General features: G+C 59.0%; 19 protein-coding genes and 1 pseudogene. 6 read left to right on the forward strand and 14 right to left on the reverse strand.

From position 1 onward, the window contains the following. Window positions 1-486: 486 nt before the first annotated feature. From WCA53_RS15570 to WCA53_RS15595, 6 genes are all read right to left on the reverse strand, one after another. Window positions 487-1,458 carry a branched-chain amino acid ABC transporter permease gene (locus WCA53_RS15570; protein WP_423911952.1) on the reverse strand — a complete coding sequence of 324 codons (972 nt, stop codon included), beginning with the start codon at window positions 1,456-1,458 and terminating at the stop codon, window positions 487-489. Continuing rightward, window positions 1,458-2,342: a branched-chain amino acid ABC transporter permease gene (locus WCA53_RS15575; RefSeq protein ID WP_423911956.1), complete on the reverse strand. Its 885-nt coding sequence runs from the start codon at window positions 2,340-2,342 to the stop codon at window positions 1,458-1,460. Before WCA53_RS15575 ends, WCA53_RS15570 begins: the two co-directional genes overlap by 1 nt. Window positions 2,343-2,460: 118 nt before the next feature. Beyond that, window positions 2,461-3,684, reverse strand: coding sequence for an ABC transporter substrate-binding protein (locus WCA53_RS15580; RefSeq protein ID WP_423911959.1), 1,224 nt, complete (start codon window positions 3,682-3,684; stop codon window positions 2,461-2,463). Window positions 3,685-3,733: 49 nt separating this feature from the next. Continuing rightward, window positions 3,734-4,495, reverse strand: a complete 762-nt coding sequence (locus WCA53_RS15585; RefSeq protein WP_423911962.1) for an ABC transporter ATP-binding protein — start codon at window positions 4,493-4,495, stop codon at window positions 3,734-3,736. After that, on the reverse strand, window positions 4,492-5,271 hold the full coding sequence (locus WCA53_RS15590; protein WP_423911965.1) for an ABC transporter ATP-binding protein: 780 nt from the start codon (window positions 5,269-5,271) through the stop codon (window positions 4,492-4,494). Before WCA53_RS15590 ends, WCA53_RS15585 begins: the two co-directional genes overlap by 4 nt. A 369-nt stretch (window positions 5,272-5,640) precedes the next feature. Then, window positions 5,641-7,308 carry a GMC family oxidoreductase gene (locus WCA53_RS15595; protein WP_423911968.1) on the reverse strand — a complete coding sequence of 556 codons (1,668 nt, stop codon included), beginning with the start codon at window positions 7,306-7,308 and terminating at the stop codon, window positions 5,641-5,643. A gap of 209 nt (window positions 7,309-7,517) precedes the next feature. On the opposite strand from WCA53_RS15595, the gene WCA53_RS15600 reads away from it, so the two are divergent. Both WCA53_RS15600 and WCA53_RS15605 read left to right on the forward strand, forming a co-directional pair. Then, window positions 7,518-8,420 carry a LysR family transcriptional regulator gene (locus WCA53_RS15600; protein WP_423911971.1) on the forward strand — a complete coding sequence of 301 codons (903 nt, stop codon included), beginning with the start codon at window positions 7,518-7,520 and terminating at the stop codon, window positions 8,418-8,420. A 108-nt stretch (window positions 8,421-8,528) separates the two neighbouring features. Beyond that, complete coding sequence (locus tag WCA53_RS15605; protein ID WP_423911974.1) at window positions 8,529-9,047, forward strand: class IV adenylate cyclase; 519 nt, start codon at window positions 8,529-8,531, stop codon at window positions 9,045-9,047. Here the strand turns inward: WCA53_RS15605 and WCA53_RS15610 are convergent. Then, on the reverse strand, window positions 9,044-9,556 hold the full coding sequence (locus WCA53_RS15610; protein ID WP_423911977.1) for an Lrp/AsnC family transcriptional regulator: 513 nt from the start codon (window positions 9,554-9,556) through the stop codon (window positions 9,044-9,046). The two genes, WCA53_RS15605 and WCA53_RS15610, sit on opposite strands and share 4 nt — an antisense overlap. Before the next feature lie 99 nt (window positions 9,557-9,655). Here WCA53_RS15610 and WCA53_RS15615 point away from each other — a divergent pair. The 3 genes and pseudogenes from WCA53_RS15615 to WCA53_RS15625 all read left to right on the forward strand — a co-directional run. Then, a pseudogene (locus WCA53_RS15615) lies at window positions 9,656-9,964 on the forward strand (4a-hydroxytetrahydrobiopterin dehydratase); the annotation flags it as partial. A 577-nt stretch (window positions 9,965-10,541) separates the two neighbouring features. Further along, entirely contained in the window at window positions 10,542-11,231 is a 690-nt protein-coding gene (locus WCA53_RS15620; RefSeq protein WP_423911979.1) for a response regulator, read from the forward strand. 78 nt (window positions 11,232-11,309) lie between these two features. Next, a complete protein-coding gene (locus WCA53_RS15625; RefSeq protein ID WP_423912008.1) occupies window positions 11,310-12,755 on the forward strand; it encodes a sensor histidine kinase in 1,446 nt (481 codons plus the stop codon). A 54-nt stretch (window positions 12,756-12,809) separates the two neighbouring features. Here the strand turns inward: WCA53_RS15625 and WCA53_RS15630 are convergent, their stop codons facing one another. The 6 genes from WCA53_RS15630 to mnmC all read right to left on the reverse strand — a co-directional run bounded on the left by WCA53_RS15630 (window position 12,810) and on the right by mnmC (window position 21,279). Then, window positions 12,810-13,259: an SET domain-containing protein gene (locus WCA53_RS15630; protein WP_423911982.1), complete on the reverse strand. Its 450-nt coding sequence runs from the start codon at window positions 13,257-13,259 to the stop codon at window positions 12,810-12,812. A 634-nt stretch (window positions 13,260-13,893) separates the two neighbouring features. After that, window positions 13,894-14,604, reverse strand: a complete 711-nt coding sequence (locus WCA53_RS15635; RefSeq protein ID WP_423911984.1) for a glutamine amidotransferase — start codon at window positions 14,602-14,604, stop codon at window positions 13,894-13,896. A 192-nt stretch (window positions 14,605-14,796) separates the two neighbouring features. Beyond that, entirely contained in the window at window positions 14,797-15,441 is a 645-nt protein-coding gene (locus WCA53_RS15640) for a MarR family winged helix-turn-helix transcriptional regulator (RefSeq protein ID WP_423911988.1), read from the reverse strand. 666 nt (window positions 15,442-16,107) lie between these two features. Continuing rightward, window positions 16,108-17,223, reverse strand: a complete 1,116-nt coding sequence (locus WCA53_RS15645; RefSeq protein ID WP_423911990.1) for a YbdK family carboxylate-amine ligase — start codon at window positions 17,221-17,223, stop codon at window positions 16,108-16,110. A gap of 127 nt (window positions 17,224-17,350) precedes the next feature. Beyond that, entirely contained in the window at window positions 17,351-18,553 is a 1,203-nt protein-coding gene (locus WCA53_RS15650; RefSeq protein WP_423911994.1) for a cation:proton antiporter, read from the reverse strand. Between the two features lie 899 nt (window positions 18,554-19,452). After that, window positions 19,453-21,279 carry a bifunctional tRNA (5-methylaminomethyl-2-thiouridine)(34)-methyltransferase MnmD/FAD-dependent 5-carboxymethylaminomethyl-2-thiouridine(34) oxidoreductase MnmC gene (gene mnmC, locus WCA53_RS15655; RefSeq protein ID WP_423911997.1) on the reverse strand — a complete coding sequence of 609 codons (1,827 nt, stop codon included), beginning with the start codon at window positions 21,277-21,279 and terminating at the stop codon, window positions 19,453-19,455. 440 nt (window positions 21,280-21,719) lie between these two features. Between mnmC and WCA53_RS15660 the strand changes: the two genes are divergently transcribed. Further along, window positions 21,720-21,998, forward strand: coding sequence for an HU family DNA-binding protein (locus tag WCA53_RS15660; protein WP_423912000.1), 279 nt, complete (start codon window positions 21,720-21,722; stop codon window positions 21,996-21,998). Between the two features lie 74 nt (window positions 21,999-22,072). Here WCA53_RS15660 and WCA53_RS15665 read toward each other — a convergent pair whose 3' ends face one another. Then, window positions 22,073-23,218 (reverse strand): GTP-binding protein, encoded by a 1,146-nt coding sequence (locus tag WCA53_RS15665; RefSeq protein ID WP_423912003.1) that lies wholly within the window; start codon window positions 23,216-23,218, stop codon window positions 22,073-22,075. Between the last annotated feature and the right edge of the window lie 171 nt (window positions 23,219-23,389).

Consider the following 23,389-nt stretch of genomic DNA (forward strand, 5'->3'; position numbering starts at 1 on the left):
TTATATCCCGACCACACGGTCGGCGAATGGCGAGTGTAGCGGACGAGAGCCGCGCCCGGCAAGCGTTTTGAAGGGATTCAGGGCTGCCGACGAGGCTTAAAACACCTGCGATTAAATCTTCGGGAAAACCAGGACGAAAGTACACGTAAGCTGTGTGGCTGAGAGAGATTCGAAGCGTCGATTTAATCTGTACGCACGTTCGATCGATTAACCAAGGGAAAACGTGAAGGCAATAAAAAAAGCGCTGTTGGAATTATCCAACAGCGCTTTCGGTCGGGCACTTAATGCCTCATTGTCTCCTCGTTCTCCACCTCAAAAAATGCGGTGAAACAGAACTGAACGGATATTAGATTGCGCAGCGAAACGGGACAACCTAGCATTTACCCTAGTGGTGCAGGTAGGCACCTTAATTGGGCGCTACTTAATCTGCAGCCTGTTAAATCGCCCCGTAAAGACGACCGCTCAAAATACCCCGATCAGTTCGCTTTACCCGCGCAACGGCTTGATGTGCGCGATGATCTCGCCAACAATACCGCGCCTGAACGCCAGCACACATGCAATGAAGATCAGGCCGGTCACGATCGTCACCGACTCGCCCAGCGAATTGAACCAGTCGATGTGGGTAAGCGAAGCCAACGCCGACCCGATATCGCCGAGACGGTTTTCCAGCGCCACGATAATGAACGCACCCAACAACGGACCGAACATCGTGCTCATCCCGCCTACAAGCGTCATCAAGATCACGAGACCGGACATGGTCCAGTAGGCATCGCCGAGCGTTTCGAAGCCGAGCACCAGCGTTTGCAACGCACCAGCCAAGCCCGCCAACCCCGCCGACAACACGAACGCGAGCAGTTTGAACCGCGACGTGTCATAACCCAACGATATAGCGCGGGGCTCATTTTCCTTGATCGCGATCAGCACTTGCCCGAAAGGCGAATGCACGACGCGCACGATGAACCCGAACGCCAGCACCATCACCACGAGCACGATGTAGTACAGGGTCAAGTCGGAACTGAGGCTGATCGAGCCGAACAACTTGCCGCGCGGCACGCCTTGCAAGCCGTCTTCACCATGCGTGAACGGCGCCTGCAGGAACACGAAATAGACCATCTGGGCGAGCGCCAACGTGATCATCGCGAAGTAGATGCCCTGGCGCCGGATCGCAAAAAGCCCGACGATCAAACCCAGCACCGTTGCAATCGCCGTCCCCGCGATCACGCCAAGTTCAGGCGTAAAGCCGAGCGTCTGGATCGCGTAACCGGCCGTGTAGCCGGCGCTGGCGAGGAACATCGCGTGGCCAAACGAAAGCAGGCCCGTATAGCCGATCAGCAAATTGAACGCAGCCGCGAACAACGCGAAGCACAACACCTTCATCATGAAAACGGGATACACGCCGAGGAACGGCGCTGCAATCAAACCGGCCAGCAACACGCCGTAAAGTACTTTCCTGAGCATCATTTTTCCTTGCCGAAAAGTCCTGCCGGACGTACCAGCAGCACCAGCGCCATGATCACGAAGACGACCGTCGCCGACGCTTCCGGGTAGAACACGCGCGTCAGGCCTTCGATCACGCCGAGCATCAGGCCCGTCAATATCGAACCCATGATCGAACCCATCCCACCGATCACGACGACCGCGAACACGGTGATGATCATCGACTGGCCCATCAGCGGGGAGACCTGGATCACGGGCGCGGCCAGTACACCGGCAAACGCCGCGAGCGCAACACCGAAACCGTACGTGAGCGTGACCATCAAAGGCACGTTGACGCCGAAGGCCTCCACCATCTTCGGGTTCTCAGTGCCCGCGCGAAGGTATGCGCCGAGCCGCGTCTTCTCGATCACGAACCAGGTCGCGAAGCAGACGGTCAGCGAGGCCAGCACCACCCACGCGCGATAGTTCGGCAGGTACATGAAGCCGAGGTTGGTCGCGCCGCCGAGCAGTGCGGGGACATCGTAGGGCTGGCCGGACGAACCGTAGACCGAGCGGAACACGCCTTCGATGACCAGCGTGAGCCCGAACGTAAGCAGCAAGCCGTATAGGTGATCGAGCTTGTAGAGCCAGCGCAGCATCGTCCGTTCAATTAGGATGCCAAACACGCCCACGATCAGCGGGGCGAGCACGAGCATCGCCCAGTAGGGTAAGTTGAAGTAGGAGAAGCCCATCCACGCGAGCATCGCGCCGAGCATGAACAACGCACCGTGCGCGAAGTTGATCACGTTGAGCAAGCCGAAAATCACGGCCAGGCCAAGGCTCAGGATCGCGTAGAACGATCCGTTCACCAGGCCGAGCAGCAACTGGCTCATCATCGCCGCGAGCGGAATGCCGAAAATTTCCATTGAATCTGCCGTCCAAGGTGTCTCGACGCACGCCACCTCAACCAGCCGGCGTGCGTCGATCGATCAAGCGAACCCGGTCACGCGCCGATTGGCGCGCTAGCCCAGTCGCTGCAGTCGCTTACTTCCACAAAGCGCAGCGCGATTCCGCCTTGGTATCGAATGCCTGGTCGCCCGGGATGGTGGCGGTGATCTTGTAGTAGTCCCACGGCTTCTTCGACTCAGCCGGCGTCTTCACCTGCATCAGGTACATGTCGTGGATCATGCTTCCGTCCGCGCGGATGTAGCCGCCGTGCGCGTAGAAGTCGTTGATCTTCATCTTGTGCAACTGGTCCATCACCTTGTCGCTATCCGTGGTGCCTGCCGCCTGGACCGCCTTCAAATACGTGGTGACCGCGGAATAGTCGGCCGCGTGCAGGCTGGTGGGCATCTTCTTCATCTTGTCGAAATAGCGCTGCGCCCATTTACGCGATGCATCGTCCTGATCCCAGTACCAGCTATCAGTTGCGACCAGGCCTTGAGCCGTTTCGAGTCCGAGGCTGTTGATATCACTCAGGAAGACGAGCAGCGCGGCGACTTTCATCGTCTTGGGAATGCCGAATTCCTTCGCCGCCTTGATCGAATTGATTGTGTCGCCACCGGCATTCGCCAGGCCCAACACCTGCGCCTTCGATGCTTGGGCCTGCAACAGGAACGACGAAAAATCCGAAGCCGACAACGGATGGCGCACTTCTCCGAGCACCTGCCCGCCATTCGCCTTCACCACGTCCGCTGTGTTCTTTTCCAGCGCCTTGCCGAACGCATAGTCGGCCGTGAGGAAGAACCACGTCTTGCCGCCCTGCTTCGTCACCGCCGAACCCGTTCCCTTTGCAAGCGCCATGGTGTCGTACGCGTAGTGAACCGTGTACGGCGTGCACTGCTCGTTGGTCAGGTTGTCCGCGCCTGCGCCAATGTTGATGTACGGGATGTGCTTCTCGCCGGCGACCTGATTGGTCGACAAAGCCGTGGCCGAGTTCGTGCCGCCGATGATCGCCACCACGCCGTCGCGGTCAATCCATTCACGTGCCCGCGACGCTGCGATGTCCGCCTTGTTCTGGTGATCCGCGTAGACCAGTTCAATCGGTTTGCCGTTCACCTTGCCGCCGAAATCCGCGATCGCCATGCGGATCGATTCGAGGCCGCCCTGCCCGTCGATGTCTGCGTACAAGCCCGAAAGATCGGTGATATAGCCGATCTTTACGGTGTCTCCGGCCGCTGCGTGCGCATTGCCTGCAACCAGCGCGGCCGTGGCAGTGGCGACGGCGGCGCAGATTCCCGAAAGGCGCGCGAGGGTCTTCTTTTTCATTACATTCTCCGATGAGTTGTTGTTCTTACGACTTGGCCAATACCGCGATTCAAACCCCGAGCAACTCGTGCAGCACCGGCATTTTTGCTTCAAGTTCTCCGGAATTGAAGTGCTCGACGATCTGCCCGTGCTCCATCACATAGAAGCGATCGGCGAGCGGCGCCGCGAAGCGAAAATTCTGTTCGACCATCACGATCGTGTAGCCACGTGCCTTGAGCATCAAGATCATCCGCGCGAGTGTCTGCACGATGACAGGCGCGAGGCCTTCCGAAATTTCATCAAGGAGCAGCAGGTTCGCGCCCGTTCTAAGGATGCGTGCGACCGCGAGCATTTGCTGTTCACCGCCCGACAAACGCGTGCCCTGGCTTTCGCGGCGTTCCTTGATGTTCGGGAACATCGAATAGATTTCATCGATGGACATAGCATCTTTCGGATTGCCCACCAGCGGCGGAAGCATGAGGTTTTCTTCGCAGGACAAACTGGAAAAGATGCCGCGTTCTTCCGGGCAATAGCCCACGCCGCAATGCGCAATCTTGTGCGTCGACATGCCGATCGTTTCACGTCCGCCGATCTTTATCGACCCTGTACGCCGCCCCGTCAGTCCCATGATCGCGCGCAGTGTGGTCGTGCGGCCCGCGCCGTTGCGCCCGAGCAGCGTCACGACTTCGCCGCGATTAACCTTGAGATCCACGCCATGCAGGATGTGCGACTCGCCGTACCACGCTTGCGCACCGACGAGTTCGAGCGCAGGTTCTGCGTCCGCCACGCCGCGCGATTCCAGCGCGCGGCTTTCTTCCACTGTCGCGTTCATGCGTGCGCTCCGGCGAGGGTTGCGTCGGCGCTGCCCATGTACGCTTCCATCACGAGCGCATTTTTCGATACCTCGGCATAGCTGCCCTCAGCGAGCACTTCGCCGCGTTGAAGGACGGTGATGGTGTCGGAGATACCCGCGATCACATTCATGTTGTGCTCGACCATCAGGATCGTACGTCCCGCCGATACTTTCTTGATCAACGCCGTGACGCGATCGACATCTTCGTGCCCCATGCCTTGCGTAGGTTCATCGAGGAGCATGAGTTCAGGTTCCATCGAGAGCGTGGTGGCAATTTCGAGCGCGCGCTTGCGGCCGTAGGAAAGTTCGACCGTGGGGGTATCGGCGAAATCGGTGAGACCGACTTGCGTGAGGAGATCCATCGCGCGGTCATTAAGCGCGTCGAGCGTACGTTCGCTTTGCCAGAATTTGAACGATGAGCCGAGTGAGCGCTGCAACCCGATACGCACATTCTGCAAGACCGACAGATGAGGGAATACAGCAGAAATCTGAAATGACCGGATGATGCCGCGACGCGCAATTTGCGCAGGCCGTTCACGCGTGATGTCAGTGCCGTTGAATACGATCTGGCCCGATGTTGGTTCGAGGAACTTGGTAAGCAGGTTGAAGCAGGTTGTCTTACCGGCTCCGTTGGGGCCGATCAATGCGTGGATGGAGCCGCGGCGCACGCGCAGGTTCACGCCGTTGACGGCGGTGAAGCCTTTGAATTCTTTTGTCAGGCCGCGCGTTTCCAGAATCGTATCGCCGAGAATCATGTCCCCTTCCGTACTTGTATGGGCGTTGGCATTGCATGCAGGCGGTGCGCTTTTGGCGCCAGTTCTGCGTCGGTTTCGCTTGGGTCTAACGGTGGCGTTCCGAGCGGTTTGGTGCGGCATTGCTGGGACGGCATTGGGCCGGTCTGGCGTGCTGCACAATCCGTATGCCGTTAGGTGCGACACCGGTCGCGTACCTGTCATTGTCGCGCCAATGATGCAGCGCAATCATCGGGATTTGCACTTAGTGTGCGGTTTTGTTTTATGCCGGTTTTTAGTGCGTGGAATACCGCTGCTATTACGCATGTGGGACGATGGCCTTTAGCTTGCTTGTTAGCTTGAATACGCGCTATGTGCAGCGGGTACGTACGCTTATGCCATCAATCCCGCCACAACGGCCCCTAAAGCTTTCCTGTCGGCACGAATCATCTCGCTGGCCCGCTCCGCGATCATCAACGTAGGGGAATTCGTGTTCCCCGATGTGATCGTCGGCATGACAGAGGCATCGACCACGCGAAGCCCTTCAACTCCGATCACCCGCAAGCGACTATCGACAACAGCGGCCGGATCGTTATCCGTCCCCATACGACACGTCCCCACCGGATGAAAGATTGTCGTCCCGACCTTCCCTGCCGCCACAGCAAGTTCCTTGTCGGTTCGAAACGCAGGCCCGGGCAAGATCTCCTCCGGCGAATACTTCGCCAACGCCGGCTGTGCAACGATCCGCCGCGTCAACCTCATCGCGTTCACCGCGACCTCACGATCGCGATCGGTGGAAAGATAATTGGGTGCGATCAACGGTGGGAGATGTGCGTCGGACGACTGGATGTGAACGCTCCCGCGCGATGTCGGCCGCAACCCACACACCGACGCAGTGAACGCATTGAACGCATGCAACGGTTCACCGAAACGATCCAGCGACAAAGGCTGGACGTGATACTCCAGATCGGCACGCGTAATGCTGGCGTCATCCGGATTCGACTTCGCGAAAGCACCGAGCTGCGATGGCGCCATCGACATCGGACCACTACGCGTCAACGCGTACTGCGCGCCAATAAACGCTTTTCCCCACCAATGTGCCGACAACGTATTCAAGGTCTGCACACCGTGCACTTTGTAAGCCATCCTAAGTTGAAGATGATCCTGCAAATTCTCTCCAACGCCGCCTAGATCCTGCACTACGTCGATACCCAATTGCTGCAAACGCGTGCCGTTGCCAATGCCAGATAACTCTAGCAACTGCGGCGAATTCACTGCGCCTGCGCTCAGGATGACTTCGCATCGCGCACGGGCTACATATTCGGTGTCGCCTCGATATTCCACGCCCACGCAGCGCTTGCCCTCGAACACGAGACGTTGCGTGTGCGCGCCCGTGATGATCGTAAGATTTGCCCGCTTCATAGCGGGCCGCAAGAACGCCTTCGACGCATTCCAGCGAATGCCGCTGCGCTGGTTCACATCGAAATAACCCACCCCTGTGTTGTCGCCTCGATTGAAGTCGTCGGTAGCAGCAAGCCCCGCTTGCTGCGCGGCCTGTGCAAACGTGTCCAGCACTTTCCAACTGAGCCGCTGCTTCTCCACGCGCCATTCACCGCCCGCGCCATGCCATTGGTTTTCACCGGCGTGATGATCTTCACTACGCTTGAAGACCGGCAAGACAGCATCCCACGACCAATCGCGATCGCCGGTGATCCGAGCCCAATCGTCGTAGTCCTCGCGCTGACCGCGCATGTAGATCATGCCGTTGATCGATGACGATCCGCCGAGAACGCGACCGCGCGGATAGGACAGCGAGCGCCCTTCGAGTCCGGCTTGCGGTTGAGTCTTGTATAGCCAGTCAGTCCGCGGATTGCCAATGCAATACAGATAGCCGACGGGTACATGAATCCAGTGATAGTCGTCCTTGCCGCCTGCTTCGAGCAACAGCACGGTTACGTCGGGATCCTCGGACAGGCGATTGGCCAGCACACAGCCCGCCGTGCCCGCACCCACAATGATGTAGTCGAATTCACCTTCGACGCGTCGTGCATCCTGTTTCATCGATGTCTCCACCGCGAGTGTCGAGGTATTCCACGCGCTCGCTAGTTTTTTGATTTCGCGGACTCCGGTCGCTGTTTGCGCACCTGGGTACCCACTGCGTCTGCCGCCACACGCGCCAGCGCGACCGCGTCTTTGAAAGTACTTCGGCCGCAGCGCACCAATCCAATCAAATATGTTCAATACCGATATAAGGCGCGCTAATATCAGTCATGGACCTGACTCTTCTCCGCTCTTTTGTTGTCGTCGCCCGCGAAGGTAATCTCACGCGCGCCGCCGTCCGCCTGCATGTCTCGCAACCCGCGGTTAGCTTGCAGCTTAAGAACCTGCAGGAGACGCTCGGCGTCTCGCTGTTTTCGCGCTCATCGCACGGACTGATTCTCACGCGCGATGGCGAAGCGTTGCTGCCCTACGCCGAGCGAGCGCTCAATGCGGCGAGTGAAGTCACGCGCGCTGCTGCCGCGTTGCGTCATGAGGTTAGCGGACGCCTGCGTATCGGGACGATTCTCGATCCCACCTTCCTGCGCCTCGGCGGCTTCTTGCGCGCGCTGGTGGAAACCTACCCGCGTCTCGAAACCGCGCTTCGGCACGGCATGTCCGGCTGGGTCCTCGATCACATCAGGGCGGGCGATCTCGATGTCGGGTTCTATATCGGCGATCCGGCGACTGACAACACTCGCGACGGCGAGCGCTTCTACGTCGTGAAGCTGATGCCGTATGTGTACCGCGTGCTCGCACCCGCTGGGTGGAAGGATCGCGTGAACCGCGGCGAGCCCAGTTGGGCTGCACTTGCTCGCTTACCGTGGATCTGGACGCCACCGGAATCGGCGCACAACCGTTTGCTTTCGCGAATCTTCGATGCCCAGGGTGTTCAGCCTCTCAAGGTGGCCGAAGTCGACCAGGAGCCGTCGATGCTCGATCTGGTCAAATCAGGCGTGGGACTTGCGCTTGTTCGCGAGACAACCGCGCTGGCAGAGGCTCACGCGCATGCGCTCACGATTGTTGAAGGCATCACAGTGCCCACCCACTTGTCGTTTATTGTGTTGGCGGAGCGTCGGGCGGAGCCTGGCGTTGCGGCGGCATTGCGGTTGATTGAAGACCAATGGGCAACGTGAAGGCGGCGCGTGCTTCGCGTGCTTTCAATGCACGCGCGCCCTTGTAATCAAACTTTGTTAGTCTAAGGGTCGCGCATCGTGCGCCCACGCAAATAGGAACGCACCTACATGGCACGTAATATCGAAATCAAGGCTCGCGCGCATCAGTTCGACCAGCTTCTGGCACGCGCGGCCGCGCTCACAACTGAACCGCCCCTGATTTTTCGTCAACAAGACTTCTTCTACGACGTCCCGAACGGTCGGCTGAAACTGCGCCAGTTCGACAACAACACGCCGCCCGAACTGATTTTCTATCAACGCGACGACCGTGATGGCCCGAAAGTGTCCTACTACTCGCGCAGCCCGGTGACGAACCCGGAAGCCATGCACGCACTTCTGGCGCAAGCGTTGAACACCCGCGGGATCGTGAACAAGGAGCGCCACGTGTATTTCGTCGGCCGCACCCGTATCAACCTGGATCGCGTCGACGGACTAGGCGACTTCATTGAACTGGAAGTGCTGCTCGCCCAGGACGATGACGAAGCAGGCGGCGAGAAGGAAGCCGAAGCCCTGTTCGCGCAACTCGGCGTGTCCGAGGCAGATCTGGTGCCTGTTGCTTACGTCGATTTGCTCACCGAGCCAGCCTAATTAGTCGAACCAGCGGTCGGATCGTTGGTTGAACCGGCTGCCAGATGGCCAAGCGGCAAAGGGCCGTTGCGCTTGAACGTGGTCAACACGATGCTCGAACGCACACTGTCCACACCCGGCACACGCATGAGTTTTTTCATGACAAACGTGGAAAGCGCGCTCAGATCGGGCGCGACTATGCGCAACAAGTAATCGGCATCGCCAACCGTCGCGTGACATTCCAGCACTTCCGGCAGCGCCTCAATCTGCTGCTGGAACTGGTCTATCGCCGTATCGCCGTGATGCTTAAGCTTCAGGCTGGTGAACGCCGTTACGCCGAGGCCCAGTTTTTCCGGTCTGAGCACGACGCGGTATCCATCGATCACACCCGTCGCCTCAAGCCGCTGCAAGCGCCGCCCGATTTGCGACGGCGACAACGGCACTTCCTCGCCAAGCTGCTGGTGCGTGGCGCGGCCGAAGCGCTGCAACACGTCAAGTAATGCAAGATCAAAGTGATCAAGATCGGTCATGATGAAAACCTGCGTGAGAACCGAAAGGCCGCAATATTACCGCAGCTTTTCGTGTGTTAATGCGCCAACCGCGCGCAATTCTGCCTACGCTTCAAGACGAGAGGTGACGAAATGGTCGATAAACTCACGCCCGACACACTGGCAAAACTCGCCGTCGACTTGCCGAACTGGCAGGTCGCCCCAGCCAATGCGGCAATTCATAGCAGTTTCAAGTTCGCCGATTTCAATGAGGCATTTGGCTTCATGACGCGCGTGGCAATCAAAGCCCAGGAAATGGATCACCACCCGCAGTGGTCGAATGTGTACAACAAAGTGGATATCGCTTTGTCCACCCATGAGGCCGAGGGATTGACCGAACGCGATGTAACGCTGGCGAAGTTCATCGATTCGATAGCAAAAAAGACTTGATTTCGAGCTATCGAGCACGCCGGATGCGACGAAAGCGTAACAGTCGTATTACAAACGATGACATTCAATATGGGTATCGATTGCCGTCGGAAACGCCTCTTCAGGCGTTTAGAAAGCGTAAAGGAAGGTTTCGGAAAGCAAATCATCCTCTATTCTTTCAGTTTGATAGATATGTTTTAATACGTATGTAAGCTTTGCTGGCCTCGCCGACATTAGGGCCGTATCGGTTGGGTAGTCACATTTCGCCAAGCTGTACAATCAGCAGCGCGTGCGGTCTGGACAGTTCGCTAATCTTGATTCGAGACGTTTCGAGTCGCAAAACGTTGGCGAACGCGACGGAAATTAGCCGCGACTTTGAGCTTGCGCGTCGATGCACCGCGTAAGTCCGGCTGAAAAAGTGCGGCATCGCAGGTCGCGATGTCGCGTTTGAAGCAAAGGATTGCTGATTTGACCCGCACGGCGCCGCGGAGACGAGAAATGCCAGCGCTGTCGGACGCAGCGCGTAATCGAGACGAAGCTGCCGGGCTAATCCCCTGAGTTCGGTCCCGAGCCAACCCCTAGTACACGAGCGACTTCCATGCGAATCCTTCTGATCGAAGACGACCGCCCCATTGCGCGCGGTATTCAAAGTAGCCTCGAACAAGCCGGCTTCACCGTCGACATGGTCCACGACGGCATTTTCGCCGAGCAGGCGCTCACGCAAAATCGCCACGAACTGGTGATTCTCGATCTCGGCTTGCCGGGTATCGACGGCATGACGTTGCTTTCGCGTTTCCGCCAAGGCAACCGCCATACGCCGGTGATTATCCTGACCGCGCGCGACGAACTGAATGACCGCGTGCAGGGCCTGAACAGCGGCGCCGACGACTACATGCTCAAGCCGTTCGAACCCGCCGAACTCGAAGCGCGGATTCGCGCCGTGATGCGCCGTAGCGGCCCCCACGGCGACGTGCCGCGCCCGGAAGTTTCGCTGGGCGGCTTGCGTTTGTCGGGCGTCGATCGCCGCATTTTCAACGATGAAAAGCCGCTCGAGTTGTCGCCGCGCGAGTTCGCCGTGCTTGAAATGCTCTTGCTCCGCCATGGCCGCGTGGTCAGCAAGGCGCAATTGCAGGATCACCTGACGCATTTCGGCGGCGATCTCGGCGATACCGCCATTGAAGTCTACGTTCACCGGGTTCGCAAGAAGCTCGAGAATTGCCGCGTGGAAATCGTAACGGTGCGGGGCTTCGGCTACTTGCTGCAGGAAATCCGGCAACCCGCCGCCTAAGGCGGCGCCTAAAACACCTTGCGATTCCCTCCGCGGCGCACGACAGACGACCGTTTCGACCGCGCTGACTGGCTGGATCTGGCGCGATCGAAAACCCGGTCTACCACCCTGCCGCCCAGCCTGCGGCGGTCGCTGCTGCGACGCCTTGCCGCGCCGCTGTCGCTGCTCGCGCTGATGAGCGGCATGATGGCTTACTGGCTCGCGTGGCAATACACCCAACACGTCGTGGATCGCTCGCTTGCCGATCTCGCGACAGCCATTTCCAAACAGATCCAGCTTTCGGGTGTCGACGCGCCCGTCACGGTTCCACCGCTGGCGCGCGCAATGTTCTCCGACCCCATCGAACAACTGATTTATCGCATCAGTGACGGTACAACCGAGATTGCCGGCGACTCGGATTTGCCGCTCACCGGCACGCAAGTGCGCCGCATTCATTACGCGTACGTCTTCGAGACCTACTATCGGGGCACCAGCGTGCGCGCGGCACAGGTGCGCGTGGATCAGCCGCACGGCAATCCGATCGTGGTGGAGGTGGCGCAACGCGTGGGATCGCGCTACACGATCGCGGTCGAATTCATGGCCGCCATCATGATGCCCTTGCTGCTTTTGCTGCTGGCTGGATGGGTGATCGTGTGGCGCGTGGTGAACCAGCAGCTCAACCCGCTGACCGATCTCGCCGATACCCTCAACCAGCAGACCCACACGTCGCTTGAACCGGTCGACGAAACCCTGGTACCGATTGAAATTCGTCCGCTCACGAGCGCGATGAACGCCCTGCTCGATCGCCTCAAAACCGCCCTGGACGCGCAGCGCAAATTTATCGCCGATGCCGCGCATCAGTTGCGCACGCCGCTGACCGCCGTCAAGCTGCATGCCGAACAGGCAGCGAGTGCGAGGGATCCGGCAAAGGCGCTGCACGCCGTGATCGAACTGCGGGCAGCGGCGGATCGCGCGGTGCGGCTGTCGAACCAGTTGCTTTCATTGGCGCGAGCCGAGCCGGGTGAACAGGCGGCACGTTTCACTGAATTCGACTACGCCGCGCTCGCGTTCGATACCGGCGCGGAATGGGTGCCTCGCGCACTCGCGGTGAGCGTGGACCTGGGCTTCCAGCGTCTTGACGATCCCGACAACGAACATTCGCTTACCGTGCGCGGCAATCTCGTGCTGATACGGGAGGTGCTTGGCAATCTCATCGATAACGCGATGAAGTACGTGCCTACGTCGCGACATGAGGGCGCGCGCGTGACGCTCACCGTCACGCGATTCATCGACAAAAATGGCCGCGCGATGGGCGAAATCGTGGTGGAAGACAACGGCCCGGGTGTGCCTGCTGAACAGCAGCAGGATTTGTTCAAGCGATTCTTTCGCGGCGATGGCCACGGCGTTGAAGGCGGCGCGGGCCTCGGCCTTGCGATCGTGCACGACATCATGGTCCTGCACGGCGGCAGCGTGCATTACGAAGACGCTCCGGCGCCCGAAGGCGGCGCACGATTTATCGTGAGGATGCCTTTGAAGCAGGCATGAGAAAAAGCGCCGCGGATCAAGATACCCGTGGCGCCATGCGAGGCAATCAAACGCTTACTTCTTCAACGCCAGCATTGTCCCGCGGCACTTTTTCGCGCCGCAACGGCATTCGTACTCTTTCTTCAGCTTCTTCGTGATGCGACCGTCGATGACGAGACCATAGTCGTAGTACAGCTCTTCATCGGCTTTGATCGCACGCAACGCGTGGATGAACACGCGCCCCTCCTTCTCTTCGGCTTCACAATTCGGCGCGCATGAGTGGTTGATGTAGCGGGCGCTGTTGCCGTCGATCTTGCCGTCGATCACCTTGCCATTTTCGAGGGCGAAGTAGAACGTGTGATTCGGCTCGTCTGGATTGTGCGGATGACGGCGCAACGCTTCTTTCCACGATATGCGTTCACCTTTGTACTCGATCACCAGCTCGCCTTTGGCGAGCGGCATCGCGGCGAAAACGCCCTTGCCATGGATGCCCGAACGGCGGACGGCGACCCTCCGTGAACTCATCGAATGAATCCTTTAAAACGAATCGGTTAGGATGGCGGCACAGTTTTAAGTGCCCCCGTTTCCGGCTTCACGCGAACGGTGATGAGCCGGAACGTGGATTAAAAAACGCGGCGGCCTGAATCGGAGGCGCCGCGTTGTTGTGATGCATGCGCGGTTCAAAGCGCACGCGAACATCGGCATCGTACACGGTAGGTGTGGGGCGCTTCAACCGCTAGGTGTTTTTTGGGGGGCTGGCCGTGAGAGGGAGGGTTTGGGGCGGTCCTGCGAATGGTGAGTGTGCGGCGAGGATAGAGTCCTTCTGCTCGCGTGGTCGTTCTGCTTAAGTCGGATTTTCTTGCTTATTTCTGCTAGCCCCTATCCGGGGCGGGACTTCATTTCTTTGCAAACGCGCAAAGAAACGAAGCAAAGAAACGCGTTCAAACCGCGAATACCTAAGTGTCGTCGTTGCCCATTTCAAGTTTTTGGCACGAACGTAGTACAGCTCCCACCCATCAACGCGCAGACGAACACCCACCCTTCTCAGACACGGCCCGCACACGCTTCGCCTCAACCGCCCCCATCCTTGCACCGATACCGGCACGCCCAGTTCTAGACCTCCCAGAACCCGCCCCACCCACCGCCGCGCGGACAGCGCTTAGTCAAACCGGTCCAGCCATTCGGCAAACATCACCCGCGCTGCGCGTTCAAGCCCCGGACCATGCCGGCTAGCCTCAGCGCGCAACGTCAGAACGTCCGTCGGGCTTTCACCCACTTCTGCCGAATAAGCAACCAGCCAGCTTTCAAACCGGTCGACCAAAATCTCAGGATGGCATTGAAGGCCCAGAACGTGATCGCCCCACGCAAAAGCCTGGTTCTCGCAGGCATCGGTGAACGCCAGCCGCGTGGCGCCATCAGGTAAGTCGAATGTGTCACCGTGCCAGTGAAGGACCGGCGTAGCCCGGCCGTCTGCCTCGAAATGCCGCAACGCGGACGCACGGCCGGAATCGGTAAGCGTCAACGCCTTCCAACCCAATTCCTTTTGCTTTGCCCGATAAACCCTCGCACCGAGCGCCCGGGCAATCAATTGCGCGCCGAGACAAATGCCGATGGTCGGCAAACCCGCAGCAATGCGCTTTTCAAGCATCGCAAGCAGCGGTGTCAAATGGGGGAACAGCGCCTCGTCGTGTGCGCCGATAGGACCGCCAAGCACAACCATCAACGAGGTACCGAGCGGATCCGGGGCGTCAATGCGCGCACGGCCGACATCCAGATAGCGGACCAGCTGGCCGCGGTCGCCCAGGACGAGTTCCAGACTGCCAAGGTCTTCGAAATAGACATGGCGGATTGCCAGGACTTCACGTTTCATCAGCGGTAATCCTGAACAAGGTCACGGGTTCCGTTTAACGAGCGCCGCGCGAACGCCGACGCAAATCAGAAACGGTCGCGCCGCCCGCGCAGGACGGCTCGAATAGTCTAACCGAGACTTTGAATTGAAGCAGCCAGGGCACGCCTCGACGCGCCCTGGCGCTAAACCGCTGACCCGAAGCAAGCGCGCAGCTTACGCAACCTGCGCGAAGATCTTCCAGGTTTTCTTCTGCTTGGTTACGTCAGCTTCTTCGTATACCGAACAATCGAGACGCAAGTCCGTGTCTTGCATATCGATGTTGAGCAACGCGCAATGATGCGGCGTTTTCTTGACGTTCTTGCTAGCTTCAAGATGCGTGCAGCTCAAGCACATCCGGTGCGGCGGAATTTGCTGTACGACTTCAAGCTGACGAATCGTCTTGAGCAGACTGCGATAAAGCTGCGTCTGTTCATCGGCTTTCAACGTTCCGATCGCCTTCGACAAAAATTCCGGCCACTGCAGCGCGCGCTTCGCTGCCGTGCGGCCACGCGCCGTCAGGCGCACAGCCAGCGCCCGGCCGTCGTCCAGGGCGCGACGCTTTTCAACCAGGCCCTTGCCTTCGAGTGTGCTCACGGCGTCGCTGGTAGTCGCGGCGGTCAACGCCGTTTCCCGCGCAATTTCGCCGAGCCTCATCGGCCCACGACGCTGCATCAGCAGCACGAGGATTTCACCCTGGGTCGGCGTAAGGCCAGCGCCCTCCGCCCATTCCCACGCCTGGCTGCGCATCGCAGTGCTCAACCGTAGCAGGCCGTGGGTCACGCGTCCCGTTGCCTGCTCACCATATACGCCTTCGCTCATAGTCTTTCGCTTCGTCTTTCTGATGCTTATCTGGGGTATAAGCAGCGACTTCATGAAGGCAAAACACCGTCCCGCTCGTTTTGCCCCACTCCGCCGCTGCAGGCTCGTTCGCCAGCATGTGCAATGCCGGCGAATCCTACCGTCTCAAAAATCGGGCGATTGCATTACAGCCTCTCGTTCGTCGTCCGGATCAAGACGTAATCATCTCTCTTGGCGCCTGCTATAGACCATTGGACGCCTAATTTATTTTGCCGGCCTAACTTCCCCGGACCAGCAAAACCGACATTCTAAGCGACCCGGAACAAACGTACACCTTACTTATTCACGAACCGTGTGGATAAGCTCGTGGATAACTCACTTACTCGTTGTGCGCGGATTCTTGATAACCCCTATCCCGGCCAAAACCGAGGCAGTGTTGTCCCGCGTTACCCCACACGATACGCCCGTTCGTCGCGCAGTTATGCGCGCTCCAGAACGTTGACTTTGCAGCACTTTTATCGGTTGTCCACAGAATCTTGCCATGCTTGTTAACTACTATTACGTATGTATACGACTTCATAACGGTAAACCTTAGACCCTCCCTATCGGCCATGAACTGTTGAAAGACTTCGTAAAAAAACCCGCCAATGGGCGGGTTTCGGAAACTGTGCCACCTGACTGTTTCGCCTAAGCACGCCACTGCAGGCACTGCTGGCGGACGGCTTCATGCAGTGAATGTTCACGATCGAAGACGCTGCGCAACCACGCTGCGTCGTTCACGCCGCCCCGGGCGATATCCCCAACCTGCCGCAACGCTTCAGTCGAAGCCAAGGCCTCGCCGTGAGGCGCGATGACGTCTAGCGTGGCGAGAATGTCTTCCGCAATCGTCCTGCGCTCGCCCGTCTGCGGGTCGATGCAACTACCCTCCAGCCCGAAACGGCAAGCTTCGAAACGGTTAAACGTGTAGACGAGGTAATCGTCCTCCTTGAGCGTCAACGGCTTGTCGAGGAGCAGATAGCGCGCAAGCGTCTGGATGTAGCACGCGATGGCCGCAGCCCGATCGACCGACAGTGGCGTATCCATCACCCGCACTTCGATCGTGCCGAAGCCCGGCTTCGGCCGGATATCCCAATAGAAATCTTTCATGCTGTTGACGACGCCGGTGCGAACCATCTTCGAGAAATATTCCTCGAAACTGTCCCACGTCAACTCGAACGGCGCCCGGCCCGACAGCGGAAACGCGAACACCGAATTGAGCCGTGCGGAGTGAAAACCGGTATCGACGCCCTGCACATACGGCGAAGAAGCCGACAACGCAATGAAATGCGGGATGAAACGCGACATGGAATGCAGCAGGAACAACGCGCTGTCCGGATCCGGGCAGCCAATATGCACGTGCTGGCCGAACACGGTGAACTGCTTGGCAAGGTACCCGTAAAGCTCCGACAAATACTGGAAGCGCGGGGTATCGAAGATCTGCCGGTCGCTCCACTGCTGGAAGGCGTGCGTGCCACCGCCACACAGCCCGACGTTGAGATGGTCCGCCGCTGCAACCAGCGTGTCGCGGATGGCGTGGAGGTCCGTTACAGCCTGTTCATGCGTCGTACAGATGCCCGTGGACAGCTCAATCATGCTTTCCGTGATCTCCGGCGTAATGAGGCCAGGGATCTTTTCGTCCTTTACGAGGCGCATGAGATCCGACGCCGCATGCGTCAGATCGTAATCATGTGTATTGACAACCTGAATCTCCAGTTCGACGCCAAACGTGAACGGCTCCGAGTTGATGAAAGGTTCGAGTGACATGGCACCTCTTGATAGGTAAAGCCTTTTTTGATTCTGGCCGACTGCTGATGGTTGATTACCAACGGTTACAGCTCGTCGGTCGTCAACGCTATCGGCCAGATACAGCAACGATGCTGGACGACAAGGGTTACGCGCGCCGCTCGCCGACCAGCGACAGGCTGCGGTACACCAGGAACGGCGTCGCGATCTGCAGGATCACGATGGAACACATCACGATCGCCCGCAGGGTCGGGTCGTAGTCGGGATACAGCACGTACATGTCATCGACGAGAAGATAGGCCAGCGCGGACATTGGCGTGAGCGCGACACCGAGTGCCGCGCCCTGCTTCCAGTTCAGCCCGCTGGGTTTCGCGAATATCAAAACGCCGCCTAGTTTGCCGACAAATCGAGCGACGATCAGTGCGACTGCCGCCACACCGCCCAATTGAATATCGCGCCATTCGAACGATGTCAGCGTCAACGCAAACAAAATTACGGTCAGAAGCCATCCAGCGGTGCCGAAGTGTTCAGGCCAGAGTTGTGGACGTTCATCGGAATTTTTCACGATGATGCCCGCAGCCAGCAACGCAAGAATGGTCGAGAGCTTGAAAACCTGGGCGATCGCGATTGCAAGCAGCACGAGGCCGAAGAGCGCGACGAACGAATGCTCGTCGTTGGTATTGAGCCGCCTGTAGAGCAAGTTGCAGGCACGAGCGAGCAGGAACGCGAGGATCAACGAGCCGATCAGCAAATAAAGCGGCTGCACGATGGTTGCGAGCGGGTTCCCGTAGATTTCCTGATGCAGCACGCCGGCGGCAAGTTTCTCCACGATCACCGCGTACATGCTGTTGAGCGCGGTCAGCGTCAGCAGGCGTTGCGTGACCTGGCCTTCGGCACGCAACTCGGTCTTGAGCTGGATGACCATGGCGGGTGATGTCGCCATCGCGATCGCCGCGATAACGATTGACGGCAGCATGGGCACTTTGCAGAGCGTGAGCGCAATCAGCACAAAGCCGAAAGTCAGCGTCGATTCAGCAATACTCGACAAGATCAGATACGGATTGCGGCGGATCCAGCGCAAATCGAGCCGGCTACCCAGTTCAAACAGCAGGAGCCCGAGCGCGGCATTGAGCAAGGGACGGGCGAGGGCGGCTGAACCGACATCGATCACATGAAAGCCCGCGCTGCCCGCGGCCAGGCCGATAAACGCATAACCCGTGATGCGCGGCAGGCGCCAGGCGCGCCACAGCAGTTCGCCGAAAAGGCCGGCCGCGACCAGCGCGAGCCCAGCCCAAAAGATGGCGTCCGGTGCGAGCGGCCAGACCGGTAGAAATGAAAATGCCGATCTCATTATATTGATTTCTCCTTCGCCGATAAGGCGGGTGAATAGTTGCAGCGCAGCGATGCAGCTTCTGCGCCCGGTGCGTTGGGACAGCGCTTATGACTGGTGCTCGACGCCGGGCGAAACGGTTCGCGAACCTCATGGCGAATGGTGTAGGGCATGCAGGAACGCGTGGGTCCGCTGGCACCTGAGTTGTAGCGCCCGAGCCTGATACCCGGCGCGGTTGCAGCGTTTGCAGCGATTGCGCCGGTTTGCGAACCTGTTGCCGCGACTGCACTTGGTTGCGCGATGCAGCCCTTGAAAATGCGCGATCGAGGTCAGGATTAGATACGGAAATGCCGATCTTCGTTTCTTGCCCCCGGCACTTTTGCGCCGGTGTTACCAAAACGAAATCCCGGCGACCGTGACAGCGGCGGCATTGATAGCCGTCGAGACGGCCAGACGCGAAAGAAAGGCGATTGTGCCATATCGACCGGAATCCCAAAAATTCCCATCCTGTCCCTAAAGTGAACGCTAACAGCGAGTTAGCCGATGTTCGATGCAGGAAAAATGGTGCGCCCGTTCCTCCTGGTTTGACGATAAGACCGTACTTTTCCCATCTTCTGCGCTGCCGATGACGCCGGTTTTAAGGTTTACAAGTTTTGTTTATATATACGTAGTAGTAGTTAACAAGGCCGGAGTATTTCTGTGGATAACTCATATTTTGTCAACGTATACAAAGGCTTGAGAAAGTCATAAGAGGACCATGAAGATGTGGGTGCCCGCCGGTGAACGCAGAACAACTTTCGTCGAAATTGCCCGTCGCGTGAGTTGTCCCGTTTACGCGCACAGCGAGTACACAGCTCATCAGCTCGAAATTCGACGTGTTATCCACAGGCTGGGGTGCATAAGCACTTGGCCGTCTGTTTTCACTTCAATTCATCATGTCGCAGGGCACGCAGAAGAAAGCGCCCGGGATCGATAGCCTCGGCCAGTTCGCGCTCAATGGGCCAGGGCTCGCCTTCTATCTGGGCCGCGATCAACTCGGCCGCGAGCGCCGCCCACACCAACCCACGCGAACCGAAAGCGAACGCGCCATACAAACCGGGCGAGCGTGGCAAATCAAGCGGCCATGCACCCGAGAGACGCGCGGCACCGGCATGAGCGGCTGTTTCGTCGGCGAGTGAGCCGATCATCGGCAGACGATCGCTTGTCACCGATCGAAACGCCACGCGGCCTTCGGGTAGATCTACGGCAGGATCGAATGCGGATAGGGCCGGTAGCATCCGCGAAATCCGCTCGATATTTTCCGCGTGGCCTACGCCCCGGATTTGTGAGTCGGTGCTGTCGAGGTCGTAGGTCGCGCCGGCAAGCGTTCGGTGAGGACCGAGCGGGACCGCGTAGCCATCGCCGACGATGGGCAGGCGCAAGCCATCGAGCGGACTCGCGTCGAGCAGCGTGAGCTGCCCTCGGACGCCGCGCGTTGGCAAGCCGTGAAGCCCGGCGATACGTTGAGCATCGCCAGCGTTAGCCAATATCAAGACGGGTGCACTTGCGATTGCGCGAGCTTGGGTATCGAAGACGGTCCATGCACCGTTCTCGCGCTCCATCCGCTCGACTTCCGTATCAAAAAGTGGCGTCAACAAACGTCCCGCGACCGCGCATTGCGCCTCGCATAGTGCTGCGGGCGAGATCCAGCCTCCGAGCGGAAAAAACCAGCCGCCGCGCGTAACGTGGTGTCCCGCGAGGCGGCTCGCTTCGTGTTCGTCGACGGCTTTCACATAGTTTTCGGGCAAGCCGAAACGGGTTATCGCCGATGCAATCGCCTGTGCGTCCTCGAGAGAATCCGCGATTTGCAGCAGCCCGTCGCGACTGCGTTTTAGATCGTATCCCGCGCGTTCGAGTTGTGACCATCGACGTAATGCATAGAGAAATCCCGCGCGCGTGAGGCGGGCGGCAACGCTGTCGTCTCGCCATACGATCGGATGGAAAACCCCTGCAGGATTACCGGATGCGTCGCGCGCCGGACCACTTTGTCGGTCGATCAACGTGATGCGCCAGCCACGCGACGTGAGCCGTTCTGTGATCGCGCAACCCGCGAGGCCGGCACCAACCACGATCGCGTGGCGCGTGAATGTTGGGTCGATGAAAGCGGGCTGTGGCGGTTCATGCCTGCGCACTTTCCAGCGGGGTGCGAAGTGAGCGCGGAGCATATCGGCGTCCCGCTGCTGGTCAACAAGAAAGCCTGCTTGTTCGAGCGCTTGCGGCAGCACCGGATGGCACTTTGCGTAGACCGATGCGTTGTCGCCTGCAATGCGCGCCAGCGCTTTCGCGATGAACGCAAGCTTCGCGTCGTGAGCGGTGAGGTCGAGATGGAAGGCATCGCAGCGCATCCAAAGCTTCTGCAATGTGCTCGCGATCTCACCAATAGCCAAGGTCAGCACAACCCGTCCGTCCTCGAACTCCAGCCGATGCACACCCGCAACAGGCATCGGCCAAGCATCGGACAATTGCTGGGCGAGTCCCAAATCGTAGGAAGGAAAGGCCGGTGCATCAAGCGACTCCAGCGTCCCGACCGCGACGAAATGTAATCGTTCGCAGCGCTTGGGATCGTCGCGCCATGCGGACCATGCACTGAGGAACAGGTGACCGCCATCGAATCGGGCTTGTAAAAGAGCGTAGCTACGTCGTTCTGCCCAACCCGAACGGTCTAAGCAATCGATAGATAAAGGAGTACCGTTATTGGGTTCAATCATGCGAAAGGTCTTGAAATCCACTGATAAAAAGGGCGTCGCAATGAGGCACGCGAAGGGTCTGGCAATCTGCTTCAAAGGCAGTCACGGCGGGCCTGAGCGCCAGAAGTACTGGCCTGTGCCGCAAGCGTTGGCAAAAACCAACGACAGGGAAAATACGCGTGCCATGAAACGATTGCCGCTCTCGCTTGCACGAGAGAAAAGCTTTCCGCATGCGAGGGATCTGCGTAAATCTTCGAAACCCTTGCCCAGATTGGGTTTGCGCTGCGTTATGATAGCTACCGCCGAGTGGGGAGGCGGCCCGGCGATAACGTCGTGATGCAGCGTTCGCGCGACGGGTTGGGAGGCTCAACCCGCCACCAGTACTCGACTGCGAGGCCCGCGCACGTATAATCGGCGCGTTCGCGCTGTTCGTGTCAACCTAAACTGATAAAGGAACCTTAATGAATAAACAGGAACTGATCGACGCCGTGGCTTCTCAGACCGGCGCCAGCAAGGCTCAAACCGGCGAAACACTGGACACGCTGCTCGAAGTGATCAAGAAGGCCGTGTCCAAAGGTGACGCCGTGCAGTTGATTGGCTTCGGTAGCTTCGGCTCGGGCAAGCGCGCAGCGCGCACCGGCCGTAACCCCAAGACGGGTGAATCCATCAAGATTCCGGCGGCCAAGACCGTCAAGTTCACGGCTGGCAAAGCATTCAAGGACTCAGTGAACAAGCGGTAAGTTGTGTAGCCGATTGTCTGCGCCGAGGTAGTAGCCTGGCGCGCGTAACCCGCCTCTGGCGGGTTTTTTTTCGCTTAGTGATTGTGGTCGCCGTGGTGATGATGATGGTCGTGGTGGTCATGATCGTCGTCCTCGTCGTCGATTTCCCACGATGGAAACGGGTCGCTTAACGAGAGCCATCCTTTAGGACCGAGCGACCATTCTTGGTCGGTGAGAAGACAGGCGTCGAACGCCTGGCGCCAATACGACTCATCCAGATCGACGCCGATCATGGCGAGTTCCTGCCGACGATCGCCGATCGACATATCGTCGGCGTCGCCAAACCATTCGGCCGCAATTTCGGCTTCCAGTTCGACGTCGCTGGTCGGCCATTCGCTGCGATCCTGGGCCGCCCACCACATGCCAGCGGGACCGTGGCGCAACGCGCCGCCGGTTTGTGACAGTGAGCCGCCAATATCGCCGCGTGTCGCGAGCCAGAAAAATCCTTTGCATCGCAACACGTCTGGCCATTCGAGATGCAGCAGCGTCCACAGGCGTTGCGGATGAAACGGCCGGCGCGCGCGATAAACGAATCCGCCCACGCCGAACGCGTCGGTCACGGTGGCGTCGTCCGGTGCATTCAGCATGGCTAACCACCCGGGCGCGCTCGAGGTAGCGTCGAAGTCGAAGCGGTCGGTCTTCACCACCTCGTTCACAGGTACTGCGCCATGTCGGGCATCGATCAGTTCGGCACGCGGATTGAGCGCATGCAGGATGCTTTTGAGTTTGCTGAGCGCTGGGGTATCGATGAGATCCGTCTTGTTGACCACGATCACGTCGGCGAATTCGAGCTGTTCGGTTAGCACTTCCACGATGGTTCGGTCGTCATCGTCGTCGCTGGCAATTCCTCGCTCATGCAGCCCTTCGGCCGATGCGTAATCGATCAGAAAGCGTCCTGCGTCGACGACAGTCACCAGGGTATCGAGGTGCGCGATGTCGTTATCGAAGACAAGCGCTTCCGCGAGCGCCTGCGGATCGGCGATACCGGGCGCTTCGACGACGATTGCATCGAAGGCATTTTCCGATGCAATACGGGCGATGTCGGAGGAGAGGTCGTCGCTGGGCGTTCGGATTACCGCGATGCGGCATTCGCCGCAATGAGCGATCAGATGGTCGAGAAGTGTGGTCTTGCCCGCGCCGGGGAGGCCGCAAAGCAGGGTGACTGGCAGGGGCTGATTCATCGCGATGGGCGTCGGAGCGGGTGGAACGTTGAATTGTGCCTCAAAGGTGGCTGGGTCGCCGGACTGTGGTTTTGGGGTTGGGGCGGTTCTGGTGGCGGTGGGTAGGGGCTAGGGCGGAGGGGGTGCTGTTCGCGGCGAGTGTGGGGAGAGCGTTGAGTCCTTCTGCTAGCG

The organism is Caballeronia sp., from assembly GCF_049581465.1.
Classification (GTDB): Bacteria; Pseudomonadota; Gammaproteobacteria; order Burkholderiales; family Burkholderiaceae; genus Caballeronia.

What these genes read in the sequence shown, in the direction of transcription:
- WCA53_RS15600 (WP_423911971.1), top strand. Translation starts at nt 7,518, where the DNA reads ATGGACCTGACTCTTCTCCGCTCTTTTGTTGTCGTCGCCCGCGAAGGT.
- WCA53_RS15640 (WP_423911988.1), bottom strand. Translation starts at nt 15,441, where the DNA reads ATGAGCGAAGGCGTATATGGTGAGCAGGCAACGGGACGCGTGACCCAC.
- WCA53_RS15595 (WP_423911968.1), bottom strand. Translation starts at nt 7,308, where the DNA reads ATGAAACAGGATGCACGACGCGTCGAAGGTGAATTCGACTACATCATT.
- WCA53_RS15575 (WP_423911956.1), bottom strand. Translation starts at nt 2,342, where the DNA reads ATGGAAATTTTCGGCATTCCGCTCGCGGCGATGATGAGCCAGTTGCTG.
- WCA53_RS15585 (WP_423911962.1), bottom strand. Translation starts at nt 4,495, where the DNA reads ATGAACGCGACAGTGGAAGAAAGCCGCGCGCTGGAATCGCGCGGCGTG.
- WCA53_RS15570 (WP_423911952.1), bottom strand. Translation starts at nt 1,458, where the DNA reads ATGCTCAGGAAAGTACTTTACGGCGTGTTGCTGGCCGGTTTGATTGCA.
- WCA53_RS15610 (WP_423911977.1), bottom strand. Translation starts at nt 9,556, where the DNA reads ATGACCGATCTTGATCACTTTGATCTTGCATTACTTGACGTGTTGCAG.
- mnmC (WP_423911997.1), bottom strand. Translation starts at nt 21,279, where the DNA reads ATGATTGAACCCAATAACGGTACTCCTTTATCTATCGATTGCTTAGAC.
- WCA53_RS15650 (WP_423911994.1), bottom strand. Translation starts at nt 18,553, where the DNA reads ATGAGATCGGCATTTTCATTTCTACCGGTCTGGCCGCTCGCACCGGAC.
- WCA53_RS15660 (WP_423912000.1), top strand. Translation starts at nt 21,720, where the DNA reads ATGAATAAACAGGAACTGATCGACGCCGTGGCTTCTCAGACCGGCGCC.
- WCA53_RS15645 (WP_423911990.1), bottom strand. Translation starts at nt 17,223, where the DNA reads ATGTCACTCGAACCTTTCATCAACTCGGAGCCGTTCACGTTTGGCGTC.
- WCA53_RS15580 (WP_423911959.1), bottom strand. Translation starts at nt 3,684, where the DNA reads ATGAAAAAGAAGACCCTCGCGCGCCTTTCGGGAATCTGCGCCGCCGTC.
- WCA53_RS15635 (WP_423911984.1), bottom strand. Translation starts at nt 14,604, where the DNA reads ATGAAACGTGAAGTCCTGGCAATCCGCCATGTCTATTTCGAAGACCTT.
- WCA53_RS15620 (WP_423911979.1), top strand. Translation starts at nt 10,542, where the DNA reads ATGCGAATCCTTCTGATCGAAGACGACCGCCCCATTGCGCGCGGTATT.
- WCA53_RS15630 (WP_423911982.1), bottom strand. Translation starts at nt 13,259, where the DNA reads ATGAGTTCACGGAGGGTCGCCGTCCGCCGTTCGGGCATCCATGGCAAG.
- WCA53_RS15665 (WP_423912003.1), bottom strand. Translation starts at nt 23,218, where the DNA reads ATGAATCAGCCCCTGCCAGTCACCCTGCTTTGCGGCCTCCCCGGCGCG.
- WCA53_RS15590 (WP_423911965.1), bottom strand. Translation starts at nt 5,271, where the DNA reads ATGATTCTCGGCGATACGATTCTGGAAACGCGCGGCCTGACAAAAGAA.
- WCA53_RS15605 (WP_423911974.1), top strand. Translation starts at nt 8,529, where the DNA reads ATGGCACGTAATATCGAAATCAAGGCTCGCGCGCATCAGTTCGACCAG.